This window comes from Dyella sp. (genome assembly GCF_035486915.1).
In the GTDB taxonomy this organism is placed as follows: domain Bacteria; phylum Pseudomonadota; class Gammaproteobacteria; order Xanthomonadales; family Rhodanobacteraceae; genus Dyella_B.
In genome coordinates, this window is the sequence record NZ_DATHMR010000021.1 from 1 (window position 1) to 17,857 (window position 17,857).

Below are 17,857 nucleotides of genomic sequence, written 5' to 3' on the forward strand. Positions count from 1 at the left end.
AAAGCGGCAACAACGCAGCGGTTTCCGGCTGATAGGCGAACATGCGCACCACGCTGGCGAGCGAGAACTCCGTCAACGGACGTTCGACGGTTTCGTATGTTTCAGGATCGCGGAAGCTCACCGTATGCGGATTGGCGCGCAATGCGTCACGCAACTGATACAGCGTTTGCATCGAATCGCCAAAGCGTTGCTTGCAGGCGGCGACGGCCGCGCAGTTGGCGAAATTTTTCTTCAGTGCATCGTCCAGATTGGCGGCGAAGTCTTCACCCAGCACGAGCTGGTTGGGCACCACCGAATCGAGTACCACACTGCGAACGCCACCGGAATAACGCATCAGATATTGCTGCGCCATGCGTGTGCCGTACGAAACGCCGACCAGATCGAATAACGGCGAACCCAGCGCCTTGCGCACATCTTCCAAATCTTGCGCCGCAATCGTAGTGGTGTAGAAGCGCGGATCGGCCTTCTTCTCCACCTCCGCCAGACACGAAGCGACTTCGGTGCGCACCTTGTTCAGATCCAGCGTCATGCTGGTTTCGTTCGCGGCATCTTCGGTTTTCTTGCAGCTCAACGGATTGGAGCTGCCGGTGCCGCGCTGATCCAGCAGCACGACATCGTGGTGCTTGCGCACTTCCGCAAAGGCCTGCGATTCGACCACCCACGACTCGGTCGCCGCTTCGCCCGGACCACCCGCAAGCAGCACGACCATATCCGGCTCGGGCACCTGCGCGTCACTGCGCGCAATAGCCAGTTTCAATCCGATGTGGCGGCTATGCGGATCGTCGCGATTTTCCGGCACGTCGAAGGTCGTACACCACGCTTGCGCGGTGGCACCGCTGCCTTGACGCCCCAGTTCGCACGGCTTGAACGTGAGCGAGCCACGTTGCCATGTGCGCGGGACCTGCGACGGTTCCTTGGTGTCGAGCGCCGTGGCGATAGGCTCGGCATCGTTGCTTGTCGTGCTGGCGGGCGCAGTCTCCCGCCAATGCTGATAAGCCACGATGCCCAGCACCACCACAGCGGCACCGATGCGAAACATTGTTCGTGCCTGCATGGCCATGTATCCGTCACTCCTCTCCGGGTACGAAGATCATTTCGATCGGCATCCCGAATAGACGCGCGATCTTGAAAGCCAACGGCAGACTCGGATCGTATTTGCCGGTCTCGATGGCGTTGATGGTTTGTCGCGATACATCCAGTTTTTGCGCGAGATCGGCCTGCGACCAGCCATGCTCGCCGCGTAGATCGCGTACTAGGTTGTTCATGACGCGAACGGCCTTTCCGTGACCCTCGCGTACGGTGCGGGCTTAATCATGGACTTGCCTGCGACGCTGCCAACGCGTGATGCCGCTGATCAGGCCCATCCCAAGAAATCCGGCACCTGCACCGCACAGGAAACCCTCGCTCATATCGTCGAGCGAATGGCGGGAGAACCATGCCGTGGCGAGCCCTATACATCCGCCAAGCAGAAACCAGACGTAACGAGGTACGGCCGCATCATCGTCGCAAGCAGCGTCCGCTCCATAGCGGCGCGACACCCACCAGCGTGTAATGCCATAGCAAATGACGGTGACCGGAAACACCCAGATGAGCACTGTGCCGTCCAGCTTGAGGATGCCTGCGGCGCTGAGGAAGCCAGCGATCAGGCTTAGCGTGCCCAACACGGCGGTTGCCACCCCCAGCCCCACCAAATGCATGCGCTGTTCGAGCTCGTCGCTGTCGCGGATGCGACGGAACATGAGGCTGATCACGTAGAGCATCGGCACCACCGGAGCGAGCGCCAGACAGACCTTCAAGGGGACGCTCGTCGTCGTTCGCACCAGCGGCCATGCCAGCAGCATGAAGGCGGTGTAGAGCGCCATCGCCACCATGGCCCTGCGTGTGTATTGCTTCTCAGAGAGACGAGACATGGCGCACCTCAGGCCTTACCGGCGCGGTGATTTGCGGATGCCTTAGTGCGCCGATTGTCTGGATTAGCGCGTCACCCTCTCGTATCGCAGCACAGCTCCTCATAAACGTTCCCCACCATGTCAAGTCTGCTTGACATAAGCGTAGGGGCGCCGATCGAGCATGTCAAGCAAACTTGACAAAAGGATGGTCCGAATCGCGCTCTTGGACCCATCGCGTCACTTTTGGACGGGACGATTCCTCGATTTGTACACGCCGTTCACACTTTTCCTTGACGGAAAGCCAACTTTTTTCGCTAAAACGTGTAGGCCTTGTGAGGATTTTGATAGAGAATCCTGGAAAGTGTGACTTCCATCACTCTTTGGCCCGATTGTTGCTCAAACGTTCGTGCAAGGCGGTGAGCCGGCCCGTGAGGGGGCCGGCCCGCCAAGCCTAAAGCAAGCGACTTACCGAACCGCTGCATCCATACACACACGCTACTCAAGGGAAAACGCAATGAAAAAGACCATTCTCACCGCTGCCCTGCTGACGGCCTTTGGCGTTGCCGCCATCGCTTCACAGGGTGCCATCGCGGCAACTCTGCCTAACCCGGTCAGCAACTCCGGCCCGGACGGCACCATCACCATCACCGGCACCGTGATCGCCCAGACCTGCCTCGTCGACGGCAACGCCGCCGGCACCTCGGACGCCAAGACTGTCACGCTGGCGGACGTGCTGACCTCGGACTTCAGCGCCGTGGGCAGCGTTGCCGCCCCGAAACCGTTCAGTATCGCCATCTCCGGCTGCAACGCCGCGCTGTCCTCGGTGCAGGCCTTCTTCACCGGCGCCAACATCGATACGACCACCGGCAACCTGACAAACACCGCTGCCAGCGGCTCCAACGTTGAAGTGCAGCTGCTCAACGCTTCGGGCGTGGCCATGTCGTTGAAGGGTGCTAACGCGACCGCGCAGAACTCGCAGTCAGTCAACCTCACCGCCGGCGCCGCCACGCTGAACTACTCGGCTCAGTACATCGCCACTGCGGCAGCAACGTCGGCGGGCGGCGTAAACACCGCCGTCAACTTCACGCTGATCTATCAGTAATAGATACCGCCGCGACCGTCCTGCGGCCGGCCATCCGGCCGCAGCGAGGTCGCCCCACTTACCAGTCGATGGGGTCCCTTCGATGAAAAGCCTAGTCTGCGCTGCGCGCGCGGCATTGCTGGTTGTTTGCCTGTGGGCCGGTGCCTCGCAGGCCGCCGTCGTGATCGGCGGCACGCGCGTGGTCTTTCCTGCCAAAGACGGCGAAGTGACGCTGCGCTTGTCCAATCAGGGCAACAGCCCGGCGCTGGTCGAAGCCTGGATCGATGACGGCAATGCAACGTCTACACCGGACAAGGTGAACACGCCTTTCCTGATCACGCCGCCGCTGTTCCGTATCGAAGCCAACAAGGACCAGAGTCTGCGCATCATCGCCACGGCGGCCAATCTGCCGACCGATCGCGAGTCATTGTTCTGGCTCAACGTGCTGGAAATTCCGCCGAAGCCGAACGGCCAGCAATTCGTCGGCAAGAATACGTTGCAGTTTGCGATTCGCTCGCGCCTGAAATTGTTCTATCGCCCGGCCGAGATCAGCGACGACTCGCTGAAGGCGCCGAGCCATCTGACGTGGAAAACCGTTTCCGATACGAACGGTGTCGCGCTGGAAGTAAGTAACCCGACGCCGTTCTACATCACCATCAGTCGCGCATCCGTCACCGCCAGCGGTACGCCCTATGACGTCGCCAGCGGCATGGTCGCGCCACGCGCCTCGGTGCGCCTGGCGGTCAAGGGTCTGGCGCAATCGCCGGCAGCGGGTAGCGCTGTGGCATTCACCACCATCAACGACTTCGGCGCAGCCAACACGTTCACGGGTGCCATCGCCCCATGACGTCACGGCGCGCCGCCGACTGCATGCAGCGCACAGCGGCGCATCGCCGGCTGCTGCTGTGTGTCGCCTTGACGGCGGTGTTGGGCAGTTGGGCGGCCAGCGCCGTTGCATCGCCGGCAGCGGCGACCGCCGACCCCGCGGCAGCGTCAAACGGCGCCGATGCAAGCGCCAGCGGCTCGTACGCCGACTTCGATCGCACCTTGCTCGCCGGCGCCGGACAGAACACGGCCGACTTGTCGCGTTTCGAGCACGGCAGTCCCGTGCTGCCGGGCACCTACAACGCGGACGTCTATCTCAATAACACCTGGATGGCGCGTACTGATGTGCGCTTTGCCACGACGGGACCCAACACCCTGGCAACGGCATGCGTGGACGAGAAGCTGCTCAATCTGCTGCGCATTCGTCCGACGAAATTGTCCGATGATGTGCAGGCGCAGCTGAAAAACCCGGCCGCGTGCGTGAGCATCGGCAGTGTGGTTCCAGGTGCCAGCATGTCGTTCGACATGGGCGCGTTGCGTCTGGATACGAGCGTGCCGCAGGCCTATCTGGGACAGATGCCGCGCGGCTACGTGAGCCCTGAAAATTGGGATCAGGGCGTCACGGCAGGCATGTTGAACTACAACTTCAACGGCTATCGCAACACGACACAGGGACAGACGCAGACCAGCGCTTATCTGGGTCTGGACGCCGGTTTTAACCTGGCCGGCTGGCATTTCCGCGACAACATGACGCTGGACTGGCAATCGGCCGCGGGTAACGCACCGGCGCAGCACAAGTGGCAGACCATTCAGGCGTATGTACAGCGCGATCTGGCACGCCTGCGCGCGCAGCTAACGATTGGCGACAGCTTCACCGATGGCCAGGTCTTCGATAGCTACGGCATTCGCGGCGTGCAGTTGGCAACCGACGACCGCATGCTGCCGCAGTCGTTGCAAGGCTATGCGCCCGTCGTGCAGGGTGTGGCACAAACCAACGCACGCATCACCGTGCGTCAGAATGGCATTCAGATCTACCAGACAACGGTCGCGCCCGGTCCGTTCACCATCAACGATCTGTATCCGACCGGTTATGGTGGCGATCTGGAAGTCACCATTACCGAGGCTGACGGCCGCACCAATACGTTTTCCGTGCCGTACGCATCGGTGGCGCAGTTGCTGCGTCCGGGTGTGACGCGTTTCGATGTCGCCCTCGGCCAGCTGCGCGATGTGACGATCACGCACGAGCCCAATGTGGTGCAAGCCACGGCACAGCGTGGTTTCAACAATACATTTACCGGTTACGCGGGCATTGTAGGGTCGCAGGATTATGCTGCCGTACTGGCCGGCACGGCGATCAACACGCCGCTCGGTGCGGTTGCAGTTGACCTCACCCAAGCGCACGCCATCATTCCCGACGAACCGGCACAGAACGGCCAGAGCTTGCGCGTGACGTATAGCAAGGTCATTCCGGAAACGCAGACCTCCTTCAGCGTCGCGGCCGACCGTTATTCGACGGGTGGATTTCTCAGCCTGACCCAGGCTGCGACGGCGCGCGATCTTGTTAGCCGCGGACTCCCGGCGTTTCAGGCACCCGCTGTCACCGTCCCAACGATAGACGGCGTGCCGGAACAAAGCGCGCTGACGCCCGCACAGCAGGCGATCCTCGCCGGCACGGCATTCACCACCAATCCGATTCTGACGAGCACGGGTCTGCTGCGTCAGCGCAACAGCTTTACGCTTACGCTCAATCAGCGCCTTGGGCAGAGCGGCGGTTCGCTGTACGCCAATGTCACGGCGAACGATTATTGGAACCGCACGACGTCCGATACGCAATTCCAGGTGGGTTACAGCAATACCTTCCATCGCATCACTTACAACGTGTCGGCAACACGCACGCTCGATACCCTTGGCCGCTACGAAAACCAATACTTTCTGAGCTTCAGCCTCCCGCTGGGCGATACGCGACATGCGCCTGTGCTCACGTTCAATACCACCCATGGCGATGGCACCGAGCAAGAGCAAGCCATGGTCAATGGCACACTCGGTGCGGACAATCAGTTCATCTACGGCGCCAGCGCCTCGCACAGCGGCAACGATGTCGGCAACGCCGGCACGGTGAATGCTGGCTACAACGGTTCCTATGCACAGGTCGATGCCAGCTACGGTCACGGCGATAATTACTCGCAAGCGTCGTTGAGTGCCAGCGGTTCGATCGTGGCGCACGCCGGCGGCATCACATTCGGACAGCCGACGAGCGATACCATCGCCATCGTGTACGCGCCGGGCGCGGCGGGTGCGAAACTCGAAAGCGCCATCGGCGTCCATCTCAATAGCGCCGGTTACGCGGTAGTGCCGTATTTGATGCCGTATAACCTCGATTCCATCCAGATCGACCCGAAAGGACTGCCGTTGGACGTGCAGTTCGACAACACCAGTGTGCAGGTCGCGCCGTACGCGGGCGCGGTGCTCATGGTGACGTTCAAGACCGAAAACGGCCGGCCGCTTATCGCCAGGGCACGCCTGCCAGACGGTCAGCCGATTCCGTTCGGCGCCGAGGTGTTCAATGCGAAGGGTGTGTCGCTTGGCGTGGTGGGTCAGGCCGGTCAGATGCTGGTGCGTGGCGTGGATGAATCCGGCTCGCTGACCGCACGCTGGCACGACGATCAAGGCGCTTCGCATAGCTGCTCGTTCGGGTACCGTGTGCCGCAAAAGACGAAGGGCAAGCAGGACAAGAGCTATCAGGTAATCGACGCGACATGCGTACCTGCCGACGCGCAGGCCATGGTCGACAGGAGCGGCACATGACGACCCAGCGCCACGCGACGATCTCGCGGCCTTTGTACATTCTGCTTTGCCTGCTGGCGATCATCGTTTCGATGTGCGTCACACAACGCGCACATGCACAGACATCGCTGCCTTGCACCGCGACGCCAGCATCCGGCTCCTTCAATCTGGGTACGGTTTTTCTGCCTGCCAATACGTCGACGGGGATGCTGCTTGGCAACCCACAGCAAGTCACCATTACCTTCAATTGCGCGGTCACCAACTCGCAGTCGGGTGCTACGGCTGGATCATGCGTGACCGACAACGCCGCCAATCTGCCTAAATACAATGCGCCATTCCTCAACATCATTGTGAGCGGATTTTGCAGAACTGCGTCGGGCACGGTGCTGTGGGCACTTCCCACCGATACGGGATGCGGACAATGCCAGCAGAATCATTTGAACGACATCGAGCTGCAGTCAATCATACAAGGTGCACCAACATCGGTATCGGGTGGGTTGCTCTACCCAACCAGCATCAGCGGCATTTCGCTGTTGCTCACACAGGTAGGGGGCACGCTGAGCAATGGCGGCACCCTTGCCCAGGCGACTTTCTCAAATCCGAGCGTAACCGCCACGTTCACCGCGCAGCTTGAAGTCACCGGCACAGTGACGCCAGGTACGGGGACTTCGATCAATCTGCTGACGTTCGAGAACGTGACATTAGGTACCACGATCAGCAGCAGCAGTTACGGCTCGCTGACCTCAGGCACTTTCACGGTGGCATCGCCTGCATGCACGGTTAGCGCCGGCTCGGTCAACATGACTGTGAAACTGCCGGACATTTTCGCCAATGCACTCACTGCCGCAGGTTCAACGGCGGGCAAGACAGGCTTCAACATCAATCTCAACTGCCAATTCGGTACGACGTCGCCAGCGCTCGCTGTGACGATGACGACAGCGAACGCTCAGTCCGGTGTGAACGGCGTCGTGGCACCATCGACTGGCGGCGCGAGCAACGTCGGTGTGCAGCTGCTCAACGGCAGCAGCACACCGATTGTGTTCAATCAGGCACAGGTACAAACCAATGTGGCGAATGGCGCGGTGGCCATTCCGTATTTTGCGCAGTATTACGCGACAGGTACGCCAATCGGCGCTGGCAACGTCACCGCCACAGTGACGTTCAATCTGACCTATCCGTAAAGTGTGCGCCGCGATCGCGCGGCGCATACCGGCTATTCCGCATACGGGTTATTCGTAGACCTGCGTGAGCAGAACGGGATTCGGAGCCTCGGCGCTGCTTGCACGCACATAGCCATCGAAATACTTGAGCACCGGATCGGCCTCGGCATCCGTCAGATGCGTCACGGTGAGTGAATAGCGTCGTGCCGCGGCAACATCCGCCGTGGAGACGCTGGCGCTTCCTGTGCAAGCATAGGAATGCTTGGGACTCTGTGCGGAGAATGCGCCGTCGATCACTGCCGCGGCATTCGTTGCGTTTATTGCGCAGGTGGGTTCCAGCACAGCGCCTATGAAAGTGATGGTTCCACCTTCTGCTTCGACCGCGCGACTACCCGCCGCTTTCACCGCTGCGGAGCCGGGTACAGCCCCAAACAAACACACTGCCAAGACCAACCACCGTCGACCACGCATATCGCCGCCCTCCATAGACGCCCACCACTGCGTGGGTGTCTGAAGGCCACATCGGCCGCTTCGCTCATCACCTTGATAGCGTCGGCCGGGGTCATCGCTGGAAGTGTGAAGTGCATCACATAAGTTGACGTGATGGCCGCGTCAAAAAGTCTGCACATTGTTGAAAAAATGACTCTTGTTTCCGAGATTCCTTATTTTGGACAATAAGTTACCGTGACCGCGCTGTTCTTCGGCAGAACAGATGCGATCTCCAGTCCTTCATCGGAGAACCAAGACCCGGGCGACCAGGGGGCGAAGGTCGCAAGGGCGGTGTCTATGAAGCAAGCGATGCCGTGACGGCATCACGTGGTCCAGAACTCCTGCATGTCGGCTACGTCCGACTTATCGGCAAGAATTTGGCGCGCTTGAGTACGGCTTCGATATCAACGTGAGGAAATGTATTTCTCGCGACGGATTTGCGGCACGGGTAAACCGAAGTCCTTAAGCGTGTTGAACGCGGCGTCAACCATGTTGGGATTGCCGCACAGATAAGCGATATCCCTGTCAGACGCCGGCACCAGCTCGGCCAGCACGCTTTGCACGTGACCATTGCGATCGCCGGGGCGCGGCACGGCACGCGGTTGGCGGCTGAGGCAGCCGTGGAACGTGAAGCCCGGATGTGTCTGCGCGAAAACTTCGAATTCCTCGCCGTACAGCAATTCGGTTTCGTTGCGCGCACCGTAAAGCAGCACCACTTCGCGATTGCCGTGTGCCAATAGCTTCTTGAAGAGCGGCAGCATGGCGCGATACGGCGTCACGCCCGTACCCGTTGCCAGCAGCAAATAACGCGGATGCGTGTCGGTGTCCTGCAAGCAGAAGCGACCGTACGGACCACTTGCTTCGATCGTGCCGCCGACGACCAGCTCGCTCAGCAACTTCGTGGCCGCGCCGCCGTCGACGTAGCTCACTGCAATTTCGATCTGCTGCACCGGCGAAGTGCCATCGCCCACGCTGGCCACCGAATAGCTGCGCTTGGTCGCGGTGCCATCGTCGTAGTGGAAGTGGATCTGCAGGAACTGGCCCGGGACGAACGCCAGGGGCTGTCCGTCCACGCGTTCGAAAACCAGATGCCGGACGGAAGGTGCCAGCATGCGGCTGTCGGCGAGGCGGAGGGTGAAATGTTCGGCCATGCAAGGGTTGCTCTGATCAAAACTGCGCGGGAAACGGTGAGTGCGCCCGGATGAACCGGCTCGCAGGACAAGGCCCGCTATAATAAGGGTCCCGGATACTCTGATCTATTCTGCGCAGGCGGTTTGATCTCCAGAAGGCCTGCGGGATGGCCGAGGACCCTCTGGAGATCACCCCCTCACCACGCCCCACGCTTGGGTTGGCCGCGTCTGCCCGCATCTGTGCGGGTGCGATGGGGAACAGACCGCTGGTCTGCTCCTGCCACCACCCTTGCCGACGGCACCGCTCCTGCCGTGTGCGCAGAACCGATCCGAGCATCCCTTCACTGATGGTGCAGCTCATGTCCTCAACTCCCGCGCTTGTCGTCGACAATTTGCGCAAAACGTATGGAAACGGCGTCGAAGCGCTCAAAGGCATCAGCCTGACGGTGCAGCCCGGCGATTTCTTCGCCTTGCTGGGCCCCAATGGCGCAGGCAAATCGACGCTGATCGGCATTCTCTCCTCGCTGGTGAATTCCACCTCGGGCGATGCGGAGGTCTTTGGCGTATCGGTCAACAAACGCCGCAACGAGGCGATGAAGCTCATTGGCCTGGTGCCGCAGGAACTGAACTTCAATCAGTTCGAGAAGCCGTTCGACATCTGCGTGAACGAGGCCGGCTTCTACGGCATCCCGCGCAAGATCGCTGCCGAGCGCGCGGAGAAGTACCTCAACGAGCTGCGCTTGTGGGACAAGGCACAGCATCAGGCGCGCATGTTGTCCGGCGGCATGAAGCGCCGACTGATGATCGCTCGCGCAATGATGAACGAACCGCGCTTGCTGATTCTGGACGAACCCACTGCCGGCGTGGACATCGAGATCCGCCGTTCGATGTGGCAATTCATCAGCGGCATCAATGCCGCGGGCACTACGGTGATTCTCACCACGCATTATCTGGAAGAAGCCGAGCAGCTGTGCCGCAACATTGCGATCATCGACCACGGCAACATCGTCGAAAACACCACGATGAAGCGTCTGCTTTCCAAGCTCGACGTGGAAACCTTCGTGCTCGACGTGGACAGCGCGCCGTCACAACTGCCCGCCGTGCAAGGCATGACGCTACGCCGCATGGACGAGCACACCATCGAAGCCGAAATGCCGCGTACGCAGGCGCTCAATACGCTGTTCGAAGTGTTCAGCACAAGCGGCATCAGCGTCACGTCGATGCGTAACAAAACCAATCGCCTGGAAGAACTGTTCGTGCGACTCGTCGAACATGGCCGCCAAGAGCCGAGCAAGGAGAAAGTGGCGTGAGCAACATGTCCGGCAATCTCGTCGCGCTGCACACCATCGTGCGTCGCGAAATCGTGCGAATTATGCGTATCTGGACGCAGACGCTGATTCCACCTGCAATCACCATGACGCTGTACTTCGTCATCTTCGGCAAGCTTATCGGCAGCCGCATCGGCACGATCCAGGGTGGTTTCACCTACATGCAATACATCGTGCCGGGGCTGGCGATGATGAGCATCATCACTAACAGCTACGGCAACATTTCCAGTTCGTTCTTCGGCGCCAAGTTTCAGCGGTCGGTCGAAGAGATGTTGGTTTCGCCGATGTCCAACTGGGTGATCCTGCTTGGTTACGTAACGGGCGCTGTCGCACGTGGACTGGTTGTTGGCCTGCTAGTGCTGCTGATTGCCCTGGGCTTCACATCCCTGCACATCCAGCATCCGTTCATCACATTGCTGTCGGTGCTGCTTGGGGCGACGATCTTTTCGCTGGCCGGTTTCGTCAACGCGATTTATGCGAAAAAATTCGACGACATCGCGCTTGTTCCGACCTTCGTGCTGACGCCGCTTACGTATCTGGGCGGCGTGTTCTATTCGGTGACTATGCTCGGCGAACCATGGCAGGCGATTTCGCGAGTCAACCCGATTCTTTACATGGTCAACGCGTTTCGCTACGGCGTGCTGGGCATCAGCGACGTACCGGTCGGCGTTGCGTTCGCCGTGATGCTGGCGTTCGTGGTTGTATTGTCGTGGCTGGCGCTAAATTTGCTACACCGCGGCGTGGGTTTGCGTTCGTAACGAAACGGCTTACCACTTATGCGCGTCAACAAGTACATCAGCGAAGCCGGTCTGTGCTCTCGCCGTGAAGCGGACGAGTGGTTGCTGGCCGGGCGCGTCACCATCAATGGCGAGGTCGTTACCACCGGCGCCAAGGCGCTGGACGGTGACGAAGTGCGTGTGGATGGCGAGATCGTCAGAGCACGCATTCTCGCCAGTACGCCAGGGGCCAAGCGCGCGGTCTACATCGCGCTCAACAAACCCGTCGGCATCACCTGCACAACGGATCAGGATGTAGACGGCAATATCATCGACTTCGTCGATCACCAAGAACGCATCTTCCCCATCGGAAGGCTCGACAAGGATTCCGAAGGGCTTATCCTGCTGACCAGCAACGGCGATATCGTCAACGAAATTCTGCGCGCGGAAAACCATCACGAGAAGGAATATCTCGTGGCGGTGAACAAGCCCGTGACGGATGAGTTTCTCAAAGGTATGGCACGCGGTGTGCGCATTCGTGGCCAGCTGACCGAGCCGTGCCGAACGCGCAGGATCGCCAAATTCGGCTTCGCCATCGTGCTGACGCAAGGTCTCAATCGGCAAATCCGCTTGATGGCGGCTGAGTTCGGTTATCGGGTCACGCAGCTTCGCCGCGTACGCATCATCAACGTGAAACTTGGCCGCCTCAAGCCCGGGCAGTGGCGCAACCTCACCGACGCCGAATTGAAAAGCCTGCTACCCAACCGCACGCAGTGGTGAATCACGCCACTGCGTTTCGTTAGCGGCGCTTAGTGTCGCTTGCGCAATGGCACGTCTCTCAGCATCCATGCGAACGCAAACGCGAGCACGATCACGCACGCGGCCACCATGTAGACAAAGTGCAGCGCGCCACCGAATGCGTTGAGGTAAATGCCGCGCAGTGCGTCGGGCAATTGATGCACACCTTGCGGCCCCATCGAATGCGGCAACACGGCATCGTGGGGAAGCGTATCGGCCAGCTTCGTATGCAGCTGATTGGTGAACAGCGCACCGAAAGCCGCCACGCCAATCGAACCGCCGATAGAACGGAACAACGTGGCGCCCGATGTCGCCACACCGATGTACTTGAAATCCACCGCATTCTGCACGGCAAGAATCAGCACCTGCATCACCATGCCAAGCCCCATGCCGAGCAAACAGATATACATGTAAAGCAGCCAGACCGACGTGTCGTTGTTGAGCGTTGCAAGCAATCCCATCGCCACGCACGCGAGCAGCGTACCGACAATCGGGAAGACGCGATAACGGCCAATTTTGCTGATCATTCGCCCGCTCACGATCGAGGTGAGCATCAGTCCACACATCATCGGCAACAGCTGCATGCCGGCTTCCGACGGTGTCGAGTTTTTCACGACCTGCAGATAAAGCGGCAGGAACGTCATGCCGCCGAACAGCGATGTGCCGATGATGAAGCCGATCAAGCAACACAACAGGAAGGTGCGTTCTTTAAACAGATGCAGTGGAATGATCGGCTCGAATGCATGGCGTTCTTCATAGATAAAACCGCCCAGCGCAATGAGACCGAATATCAGCGTGAACCATAGCTGCCCCGAATCCCACGGTAGAATCACGCCGCCTTGCGTCGTAAACAGAATGATGCACGTCAGCCCCGTCGCAAGAAAACCGGCGCCCATGTAATCAATCTCATGCTTTACATGTGCGCTGTGCGGTTTGAATACGGCGCCGATCACCGCAAGCGCCACGAAGCCCAGCGGCAGATTGATGTAGAAAATCCAGCGCCAGGACAGGTGCTCCACAAGGAAGCCGCCAATCAGCGGACCGATCACCGTCGCCAATCCGAACACGCCGCCGAACATACCTTGATAGCGTCCGCGCTCGGCAGGAGGAATTACGTCGCCGATCGCCGCCATTGTCACGACGAGCAGACCGCCACCGCCGAGACCTTGCAGCGCGCGCATCAGAATCAGCTGCGTCATGTTCTGCGCAAGACCACAAAGAATCGAGCCGACGAGGAACAACACGATGGCCGCCTGCAAAACGATCTTTCGGCCGAAGAGATCGCCGAACTTGCCGTAGAGCGGCACGACAATGGTCGACGTCAGCAAGTACGCCGTAACGACCCACGACAGATTCTCCAGCCCGCCCAGCTCACCCACGATGGTGGGCAGCGCGGTGGAGACGATGGTCTGATCCAGCGCGGCCAGCAACATCACCAGCAGCAGCGCCGAAAACAGCAGCCGGATGGGCGGATGCTCGCGCGCCGGCGCCGGCCCGGGCGCAGACGTCTCGCCGCCAGCGGCGACCGGGCTCTCTTCTTCGATAACGGGCAAATCTGCGCTCATGAACAGCCGATTGAAATTAATTAATGACTTGGTTAATATATATTGCACTACTCAGTACAGTCAACGGCCTTGGACATGGTGGCGCGAAACGCCGACAAATCAGCTCGTCGCCCGCCAGGAGGCCGCTCTAAGCGTCCTGTCGAGCCGCGTCGACCCGGTCGTCCCTCAGGCGCCGTAAGCGGACAGGAACAACGCAATCGACTGCTCGACACCGCGCTCGCCCTGTTTGCCAAACAGGGCATCGTGGACACCCCGCTTTCGGCCATCGCACGCGAAGCGGGCGTCACGCCGGCAATGCTGCATTACTACTTCAAGACGCGCGATCAACTACTCGATGTCGTGATCGATGAACGCATTCAACCGCGCCGTATCGCCGTCAGCGAAATGTTCAAGATGGACGAAGGCGACCCCGTCACCGTCATCACGCGACTTGCCGAAAAGATGATGCAAACCGCGACGGAACATCCGTGGTTCCCTTCGTTGTGGATGCGCGAAGTATTCAGCGATAGCGGCGTGCTCAGGCAACGTATCGTCAAGCGTTACGGGAAACTGCATCACCAGGCCGCCATCGACTGCATCGCGCACTGGCAAGCCCAGGGCCGCCTCAATCCGGATATCGAACCTGCGCTGGTGTTCATCTCCATCCTGGGCCTGACGATCATGCCGCTGATTGCCGTGTCGTCCTGGCACACCGATCCGTCACGGCCCAAGCTAGAGCCCTCGGACGTCGCACGGCACGCCGTTGCCATACTCTCGCAAGGCGTCGGGCCAAAACGCTGATCGAGCCGCCACCCCATCTCGACGGTTCGCAAAAGCCCACGAAAAAGAGCCCGACCGCAAAGGCCGGGCTCTTTGTTTTGATAAAAAACGATGCGCCTCCGTGCGCATCACATGCACTTAGAACGTCACGCTCCAGTTGTTCAACGTGCCGTAGTCGCCGTAGTACTCAGGATCGTTGTCGATCACCTTCAGCTTCCACGTACCGTTTGCCTTTTCGCCCGAGGCGTTCACAGTGAACGTCTTGTTGATGTTGCCGTTGTCCTCGTAGTTCGGCCTCTGCAGGATCGCGTAGTCACCGCTCGGCGCGTACAGCACGATCTCCAGATCGCCCGACCAGTTGTGCGTAATGTTCACGTGCACCTGCAGATTGGACGGTGCATTGCCCGACTCGCCCGTCACCGCAATATTGCTGGTGATCGTGGCGTTGTCGTTGATCGTCACCGGTGTGTTGTTGCTGAAAACACCCGAGCCGCCGCCGCTGCTGCTCACAGTTACCGAGTTGCTGGTGCTGTTGGTCGCACCGGTGTTGTCCGTCACCTGCAACGTCACCGTGTACGTACCGGCTGCGGTGTAGGTGTGGCTCGGGCTGGCGGAGGTGGACGTGCTGCCATCGCCGAAGTTCCACGAATAGCCGTCGATGGTGCCGCCGGTATCCGTGGACGTATTGGTGAATGCAACGGCTAGACCGCTCTCGCTATCGGTGAAGCTCGCTACCGGCTTGCCGGTTGCACCCGACGACACCGTGACCGAACCGGTCTTGGTGTTGGTGGCACCGGTGTTGTCCGTCACCTGCAACGTCACCGTGTACGTACCGGCTGCGGTATAGGTGTGGCTCGGGCTGGCGGAGGTGGACGTGCTGCCGTCACCGAAGTTCCACGAATAGGCATCGATGGTGCCGCCTGTATCGGTGGAGGTGTTGGTGAACGCAACGCTCAGACCGCTCACCGAATCGGTGAAGTTCGCAACCGGGCTGCCACCCGAAGAGCCACCTCCATTGGCGAGCGTGGCGAACTGACTGGTGATCACGCTGCCCCAGCCGGTGGTGTAATCCCAACCGGTCGCCGCCGTTTCACCGGAGTTGTTGCCCGATGTAACGTCGTGGAATGCCGCGGCATAATTCGCCGACGACGACTGAGCAACCTTGTAGAACACCGGCGCAGCAAAGCCGAGGCTGGTGCCATCTGCCTGCAGAACACGCGCCCAAACGCTCAAAGCAAGTGGCGCAGCAAGGCTGGTACCGCCGATCTGCTGATTCGCTTCACCGTCCACCGTCACCAACGCACCGCTATCGGGGCTCGCGTTGAAGGCAACATCCGGCACACCGCGGAAGGTCTGATTGGTGATGCCCGAAACACCCTTCTGCCAACTCGGAATCGGCTCAAAGGTGCTCGGACTGCCGCCGGTGGCACCCTCGTTTTCGCTGAGGTTGTTCCACACAGTTTCGCTCGACCATGTCGTGGTGCCGGTGGTGTACAGCTCCGTGCCGCCAACCGCCGTGACGTATTGCGAACTTGCCGGCCAGCTTGGCGTTACGCCGCCATTGCCGCACTCGTCCGCACCCGAATCGCCGGCAGAGACGAAGAACGTCTGACCTTGTGCAACCGCCTGCTTGAAGGTGGTGTCGTTCGATGCCGCCGAACCGTCGGACTGCGAGTCGGTTTCGCATTCGCCCAGCGACACGTCGACCGCCTTGATGATGTTGTCCGACACGACTTGCGCGTAGTCGGTTTGCAGATCCGAATCGTCCAGCGATGCTGCAACGTAGAAGTAATACTGCGTCACGCCGGTGAACGCGATGATGTCCTGACTATCCAAGTCCCATTCGCCATCGCCGCTGGTATCGCTGCCGGAAGTATTACCCTTCAGCGTGAGCGTGACGCTGGGCAAGCCGGCGGAGGAGAGGTAAGACTTCACGTCGCTCTCGACGTTGGTCATCGAACCTTCCGACACCGAACCGATCGGCACCGACGTCACTTTCGCCAGACTGCTTGCCCCGTAAATCACCGGGAAATCGGTCGGGTTGTGACCGACAGCGGTGCCGCTGGCATTCGGCTTGGTGGCATTCATATGCGCCACGATCGGATCGGCATAACGCGCAAACACATGCGAGGTATGCACGTTCTGTACACCCAACACGGCATGCACGATGCCCTGCAAGTTGGCGGGGATCTTCACATCGCTGTTGTTGGCGTAAGCATCGCGGCCGTCATGCGTCTTCACATGCACGAACGAGGTGTTGAATGCGGCCTGTGCCGTATCGGCATGACCATCCGCCTGCACGTAGGCGTTGTTGGCGCCGATCTGCACGTTCGAGAAACCGGCCTTGGTCAGATAGGCGGCGACTTGCTGCGCCTGATCTGCTGTCGGCGCGTATTGCGCGTTGAACTGGGCAGAGGTCAACGGCTTGAAACCCGGCTTTGCAAGGTAGTTGTCCAGCTGTTGCTCGTTGCGCAGCTTCAATGTGAGAACCACATGCAGCGGCTGTGCAAACGCCAGCGGACCGACGACCTGATCGCCCTGACGCAACGACACAGCCGGGTGGATGGACACCAATGCTGTACTTGTTGCACTCGGGACGGCGATGCTGTCCGCAACCGGTTGCGCCATGGCGCCCACGGAACCGAGCATGGATATGCTCAGCGCGGCAATCAGCGTTTTGATGCGTAGATGACTACTCGGCATTTCTAACTCCCCAGGAATTTGGAGACAAAGCGACCTCTCTGAGGTCGCAAGTACCCCATAACAGTTATGTCGCGTTTGGACGCGACGGCTCGTGTTTCGCTAGATGCCTAACGATTCCTCGAGTCTCGGCATGCTGCTGCTCCCCCTGCACTCCCAATGCAGACAGTGCCGACCCATCACTCGAACGACGCGTACCCCTAACTTGCAAAGCGTCATCGCGGAATCATTCGCCGCGTGCTCCATGCAGCGAATACTTACGAAAGTATCTTTCGAATAATCCTGCGTCAAGCCGACGCGATAGAACCAATGCGACGAAACTAAGCACAAATTCTTCTTCGCATCGTGCGCACAAATGTCGTCGACGCTTTCACAAAAATTAATGCACTACGTCAGCGCAAAGACAGCCTGATGTTATCGATAGCATGCGTTGCACGCGTTCAATCATCTTCGTGTTCTATTCGTGAAAATGGCTTGCTTTTAGCACTCTTTTCGCGTCTAAGCCGCGTGAACGACGATAAGAGGAAAAAACGAGCGCAACGATGAACAAAACATCATTCACAACACACAATGAGACGCAATCGACAGTGCATCGCAAGGCTCATGCAAGCGAGCGTTTTGAAAGTGTCATCG

15 protein-coding genes are annotated in these 17,857 nt (G+C 59.7%); 8 read left to right on the forward strand and 7 right to left on the reverse strand.

Features of this window, described 5'->3' with window-relative positions; genetic code table 11:
* The 3 genes from VK725_RS02430 to VK725_RS02440 all read right to left on the reverse strand — a co-directional run.
* On the reverse strand, window positions 1-1,054 hold a 1,054-nt coding region (locus VK725_RS02430; RefSeq protein WP_325316468.1), incomplete at its 3' end, for an alpha/beta fold hydrolase.
* A 13-nt stretch (window positions 1,055-1,067) separates the two neighbouring features.
* Window positions 1,068-1,265 carry a helix-turn-helix transcriptional regulator gene (locus VK725_RS02435; protein WP_325316469.1) on the reverse strand — a complete coding sequence of 66 codons (198 nt, stop codon included), beginning with the start codon at window positions 1,263-1,265 and terminating at the stop codon, window positions 1,068-1,070.
* Between the two features lie 42 nt (window positions 1,266-1,307).
* A complete protein-coding gene (locus tag VK725_RS02440) occupies window positions 1,308-1,910 on the reverse strand; it encodes a hypothetical protein (RefSeq protein WP_325316470.1) in 603 nt (200 codons plus the stop codon).
* A gap of 493 nt (window positions 1,911-2,403) precedes the next feature.
* Between VK725_RS02440 and VK725_RS02445 the strand changes: the two genes are divergently transcribed.
* The 4 genes from VK725_RS02445 to VK725_RS02460 all read left to right on the forward strand — a co-directional run bounded on the left by VK725_RS02445 (window position 2,404) and on the right by VK725_RS02460 (window position 7,760).
* Window positions 2,404-2,991: a fimbrial protein gene (locus VK725_RS02445; RefSeq protein ID WP_325316471.1), complete on the forward strand. Its 588-nt coding sequence runs from the start codon at window positions 2,404-2,406 to the stop codon at window positions 2,989-2,991.
* Between the two features lie 82 nt (window positions 2,992-3,073).
* Complete coding sequence (locus VK725_RS02450) at window positions 3,074-3,817, forward strand: molecular chaperone (RefSeq protein WP_325316472.1); 744 nt, start codon at window positions 3,074-3,076, stop codon at window positions 3,815-3,817.
* Window positions 3,814-6,600, forward strand: coding sequence for a fimbria/pilus outer membrane usher protein (locus VK725_RS02455; RefSeq protein ID WP_325316473.1), 2,787 nt, complete (start codon window positions 3,814-3,816; stop codon window positions 6,598-6,600). The genes VK725_RS02450 and VK725_RS02455 overlap by 4 nt, the downstream gene beginning before the upstream one ends.
* Window positions 6,597-7,760 carry a fimbrial protein gene (locus tag VK725_RS02460; RefSeq protein ID WP_325316474.1) on the forward strand — a complete coding sequence of 388 codons (1,164 nt, stop codon included), beginning with the start codon at window positions 6,597-6,599 and terminating at the stop codon, window positions 7,758-7,760. Before VK725_RS02455 ends, VK725_RS02460 begins: the two co-directional genes overlap by 4 nt.
* Before the next feature lie 48 nt (window positions 7,761-7,808).
* On the opposite strand, the gene VK725_RS02465 is transcribed toward VK725_RS02460, so the two are convergent.
* Window positions 7,809-8,210, reverse strand: coding sequence for a hypothetical protein (locus VK725_RS02465; RefSeq protein WP_325316475.1), 402 nt, complete (start codon window positions 8,208-8,210; stop codon window positions 7,809-7,811).
* Window positions 8,211-8,632: 422 nt separating this feature from the next.
* Window positions 8,633-9,379 (reverse strand): ferredoxin--NADP reductase, encoded by a 747-nt coding sequence (locus VK725_RS02470; RefSeq protein ID WP_325316476.1) that lies wholly within the window; start codon window positions 9,377-9,379, stop codon window positions 8,633-8,635.
* Window positions 9,380-9,717: 338 nt separating this feature from the next.
* Between VK725_RS02470 and VK725_RS02475 the strand changes: the two genes are divergently transcribed.
* From VK725_RS02475 to VK725_RS02485, 3 genes are read left to right on the forward strand one after another with little or no spacing between them, the layout of a single operon-like run.
* On the forward strand, window positions 9,718-10,668 hold the full coding sequence (locus VK725_RS02475) for an ABC transporter ATP-binding protein (protein WP_325316477.1): 951 nt from the start codon (window positions 9,718-9,720) through the stop codon (window positions 10,666-10,668).
* 5 nt (window positions 10,669-10,673) lie between these two features.
* Entirely contained in the window at window positions 10,674-11,444 is a 771-nt protein-coding gene (locus VK725_RS02480; protein WP_325316482.1) for an ABC transporter permease, read from the forward strand.
* 18 nt (window positions 11,445-11,462) lie between these two features.
* Window positions 11,463-12,182 carry a pseudouridine synthase gene (locus tag VK725_RS02485; protein ID WP_325316478.1) on the forward strand — a complete coding sequence of 240 codons (720 nt, stop codon included), beginning with the start codon at window positions 11,463-11,465 and terminating at the stop codon, window positions 12,180-12,182.
* Window positions 12,183-12,211: 29 nt separating this feature from the next.
* Here the strand turns inward: VK725_RS02485 and VK725_RS02490 are convergent, their stop codons facing one another.
* Window positions 12,212-13,765, reverse strand: coding sequence for an MDR family MFS transporter (locus VK725_RS02490; RefSeq protein ID WP_325316479.1), 1,554 nt, complete (start codon window positions 13,763-13,765; stop codon window positions 12,212-12,214).
* 75 nt (window positions 13,766-13,840) lie between these two features.
* Here VK725_RS02490 and VK725_RS02495 point away from each other — a divergent pair, with 75 nt between their 5' ends.
* Window positions 13,841-14,545, forward strand: coding sequence for a TetR/AcrR family transcriptional regulator (locus tag VK725_RS02495; protein ID WP_325316480.1), 705 nt, complete (start codon window positions 13,841-13,843; stop codon window positions 14,543-14,545).
* Between the two features lie 117 nt (window positions 14,546-14,662).
* On the opposite strand, the gene VK725_RS02500 is transcribed toward VK725_RS02495, so the two are convergent.
* Window positions 14,663-17,227, reverse strand: a complete 2,565-nt coding sequence (locus tag VK725_RS02500) for a PKD domain-containing protein (protein ID WP_325316481.1) — start codon at window positions 17,225-17,227, stop codon at window positions 14,663-14,665.
* Window positions 17,228-17,857 lie beyond the last annotated feature (630 nt).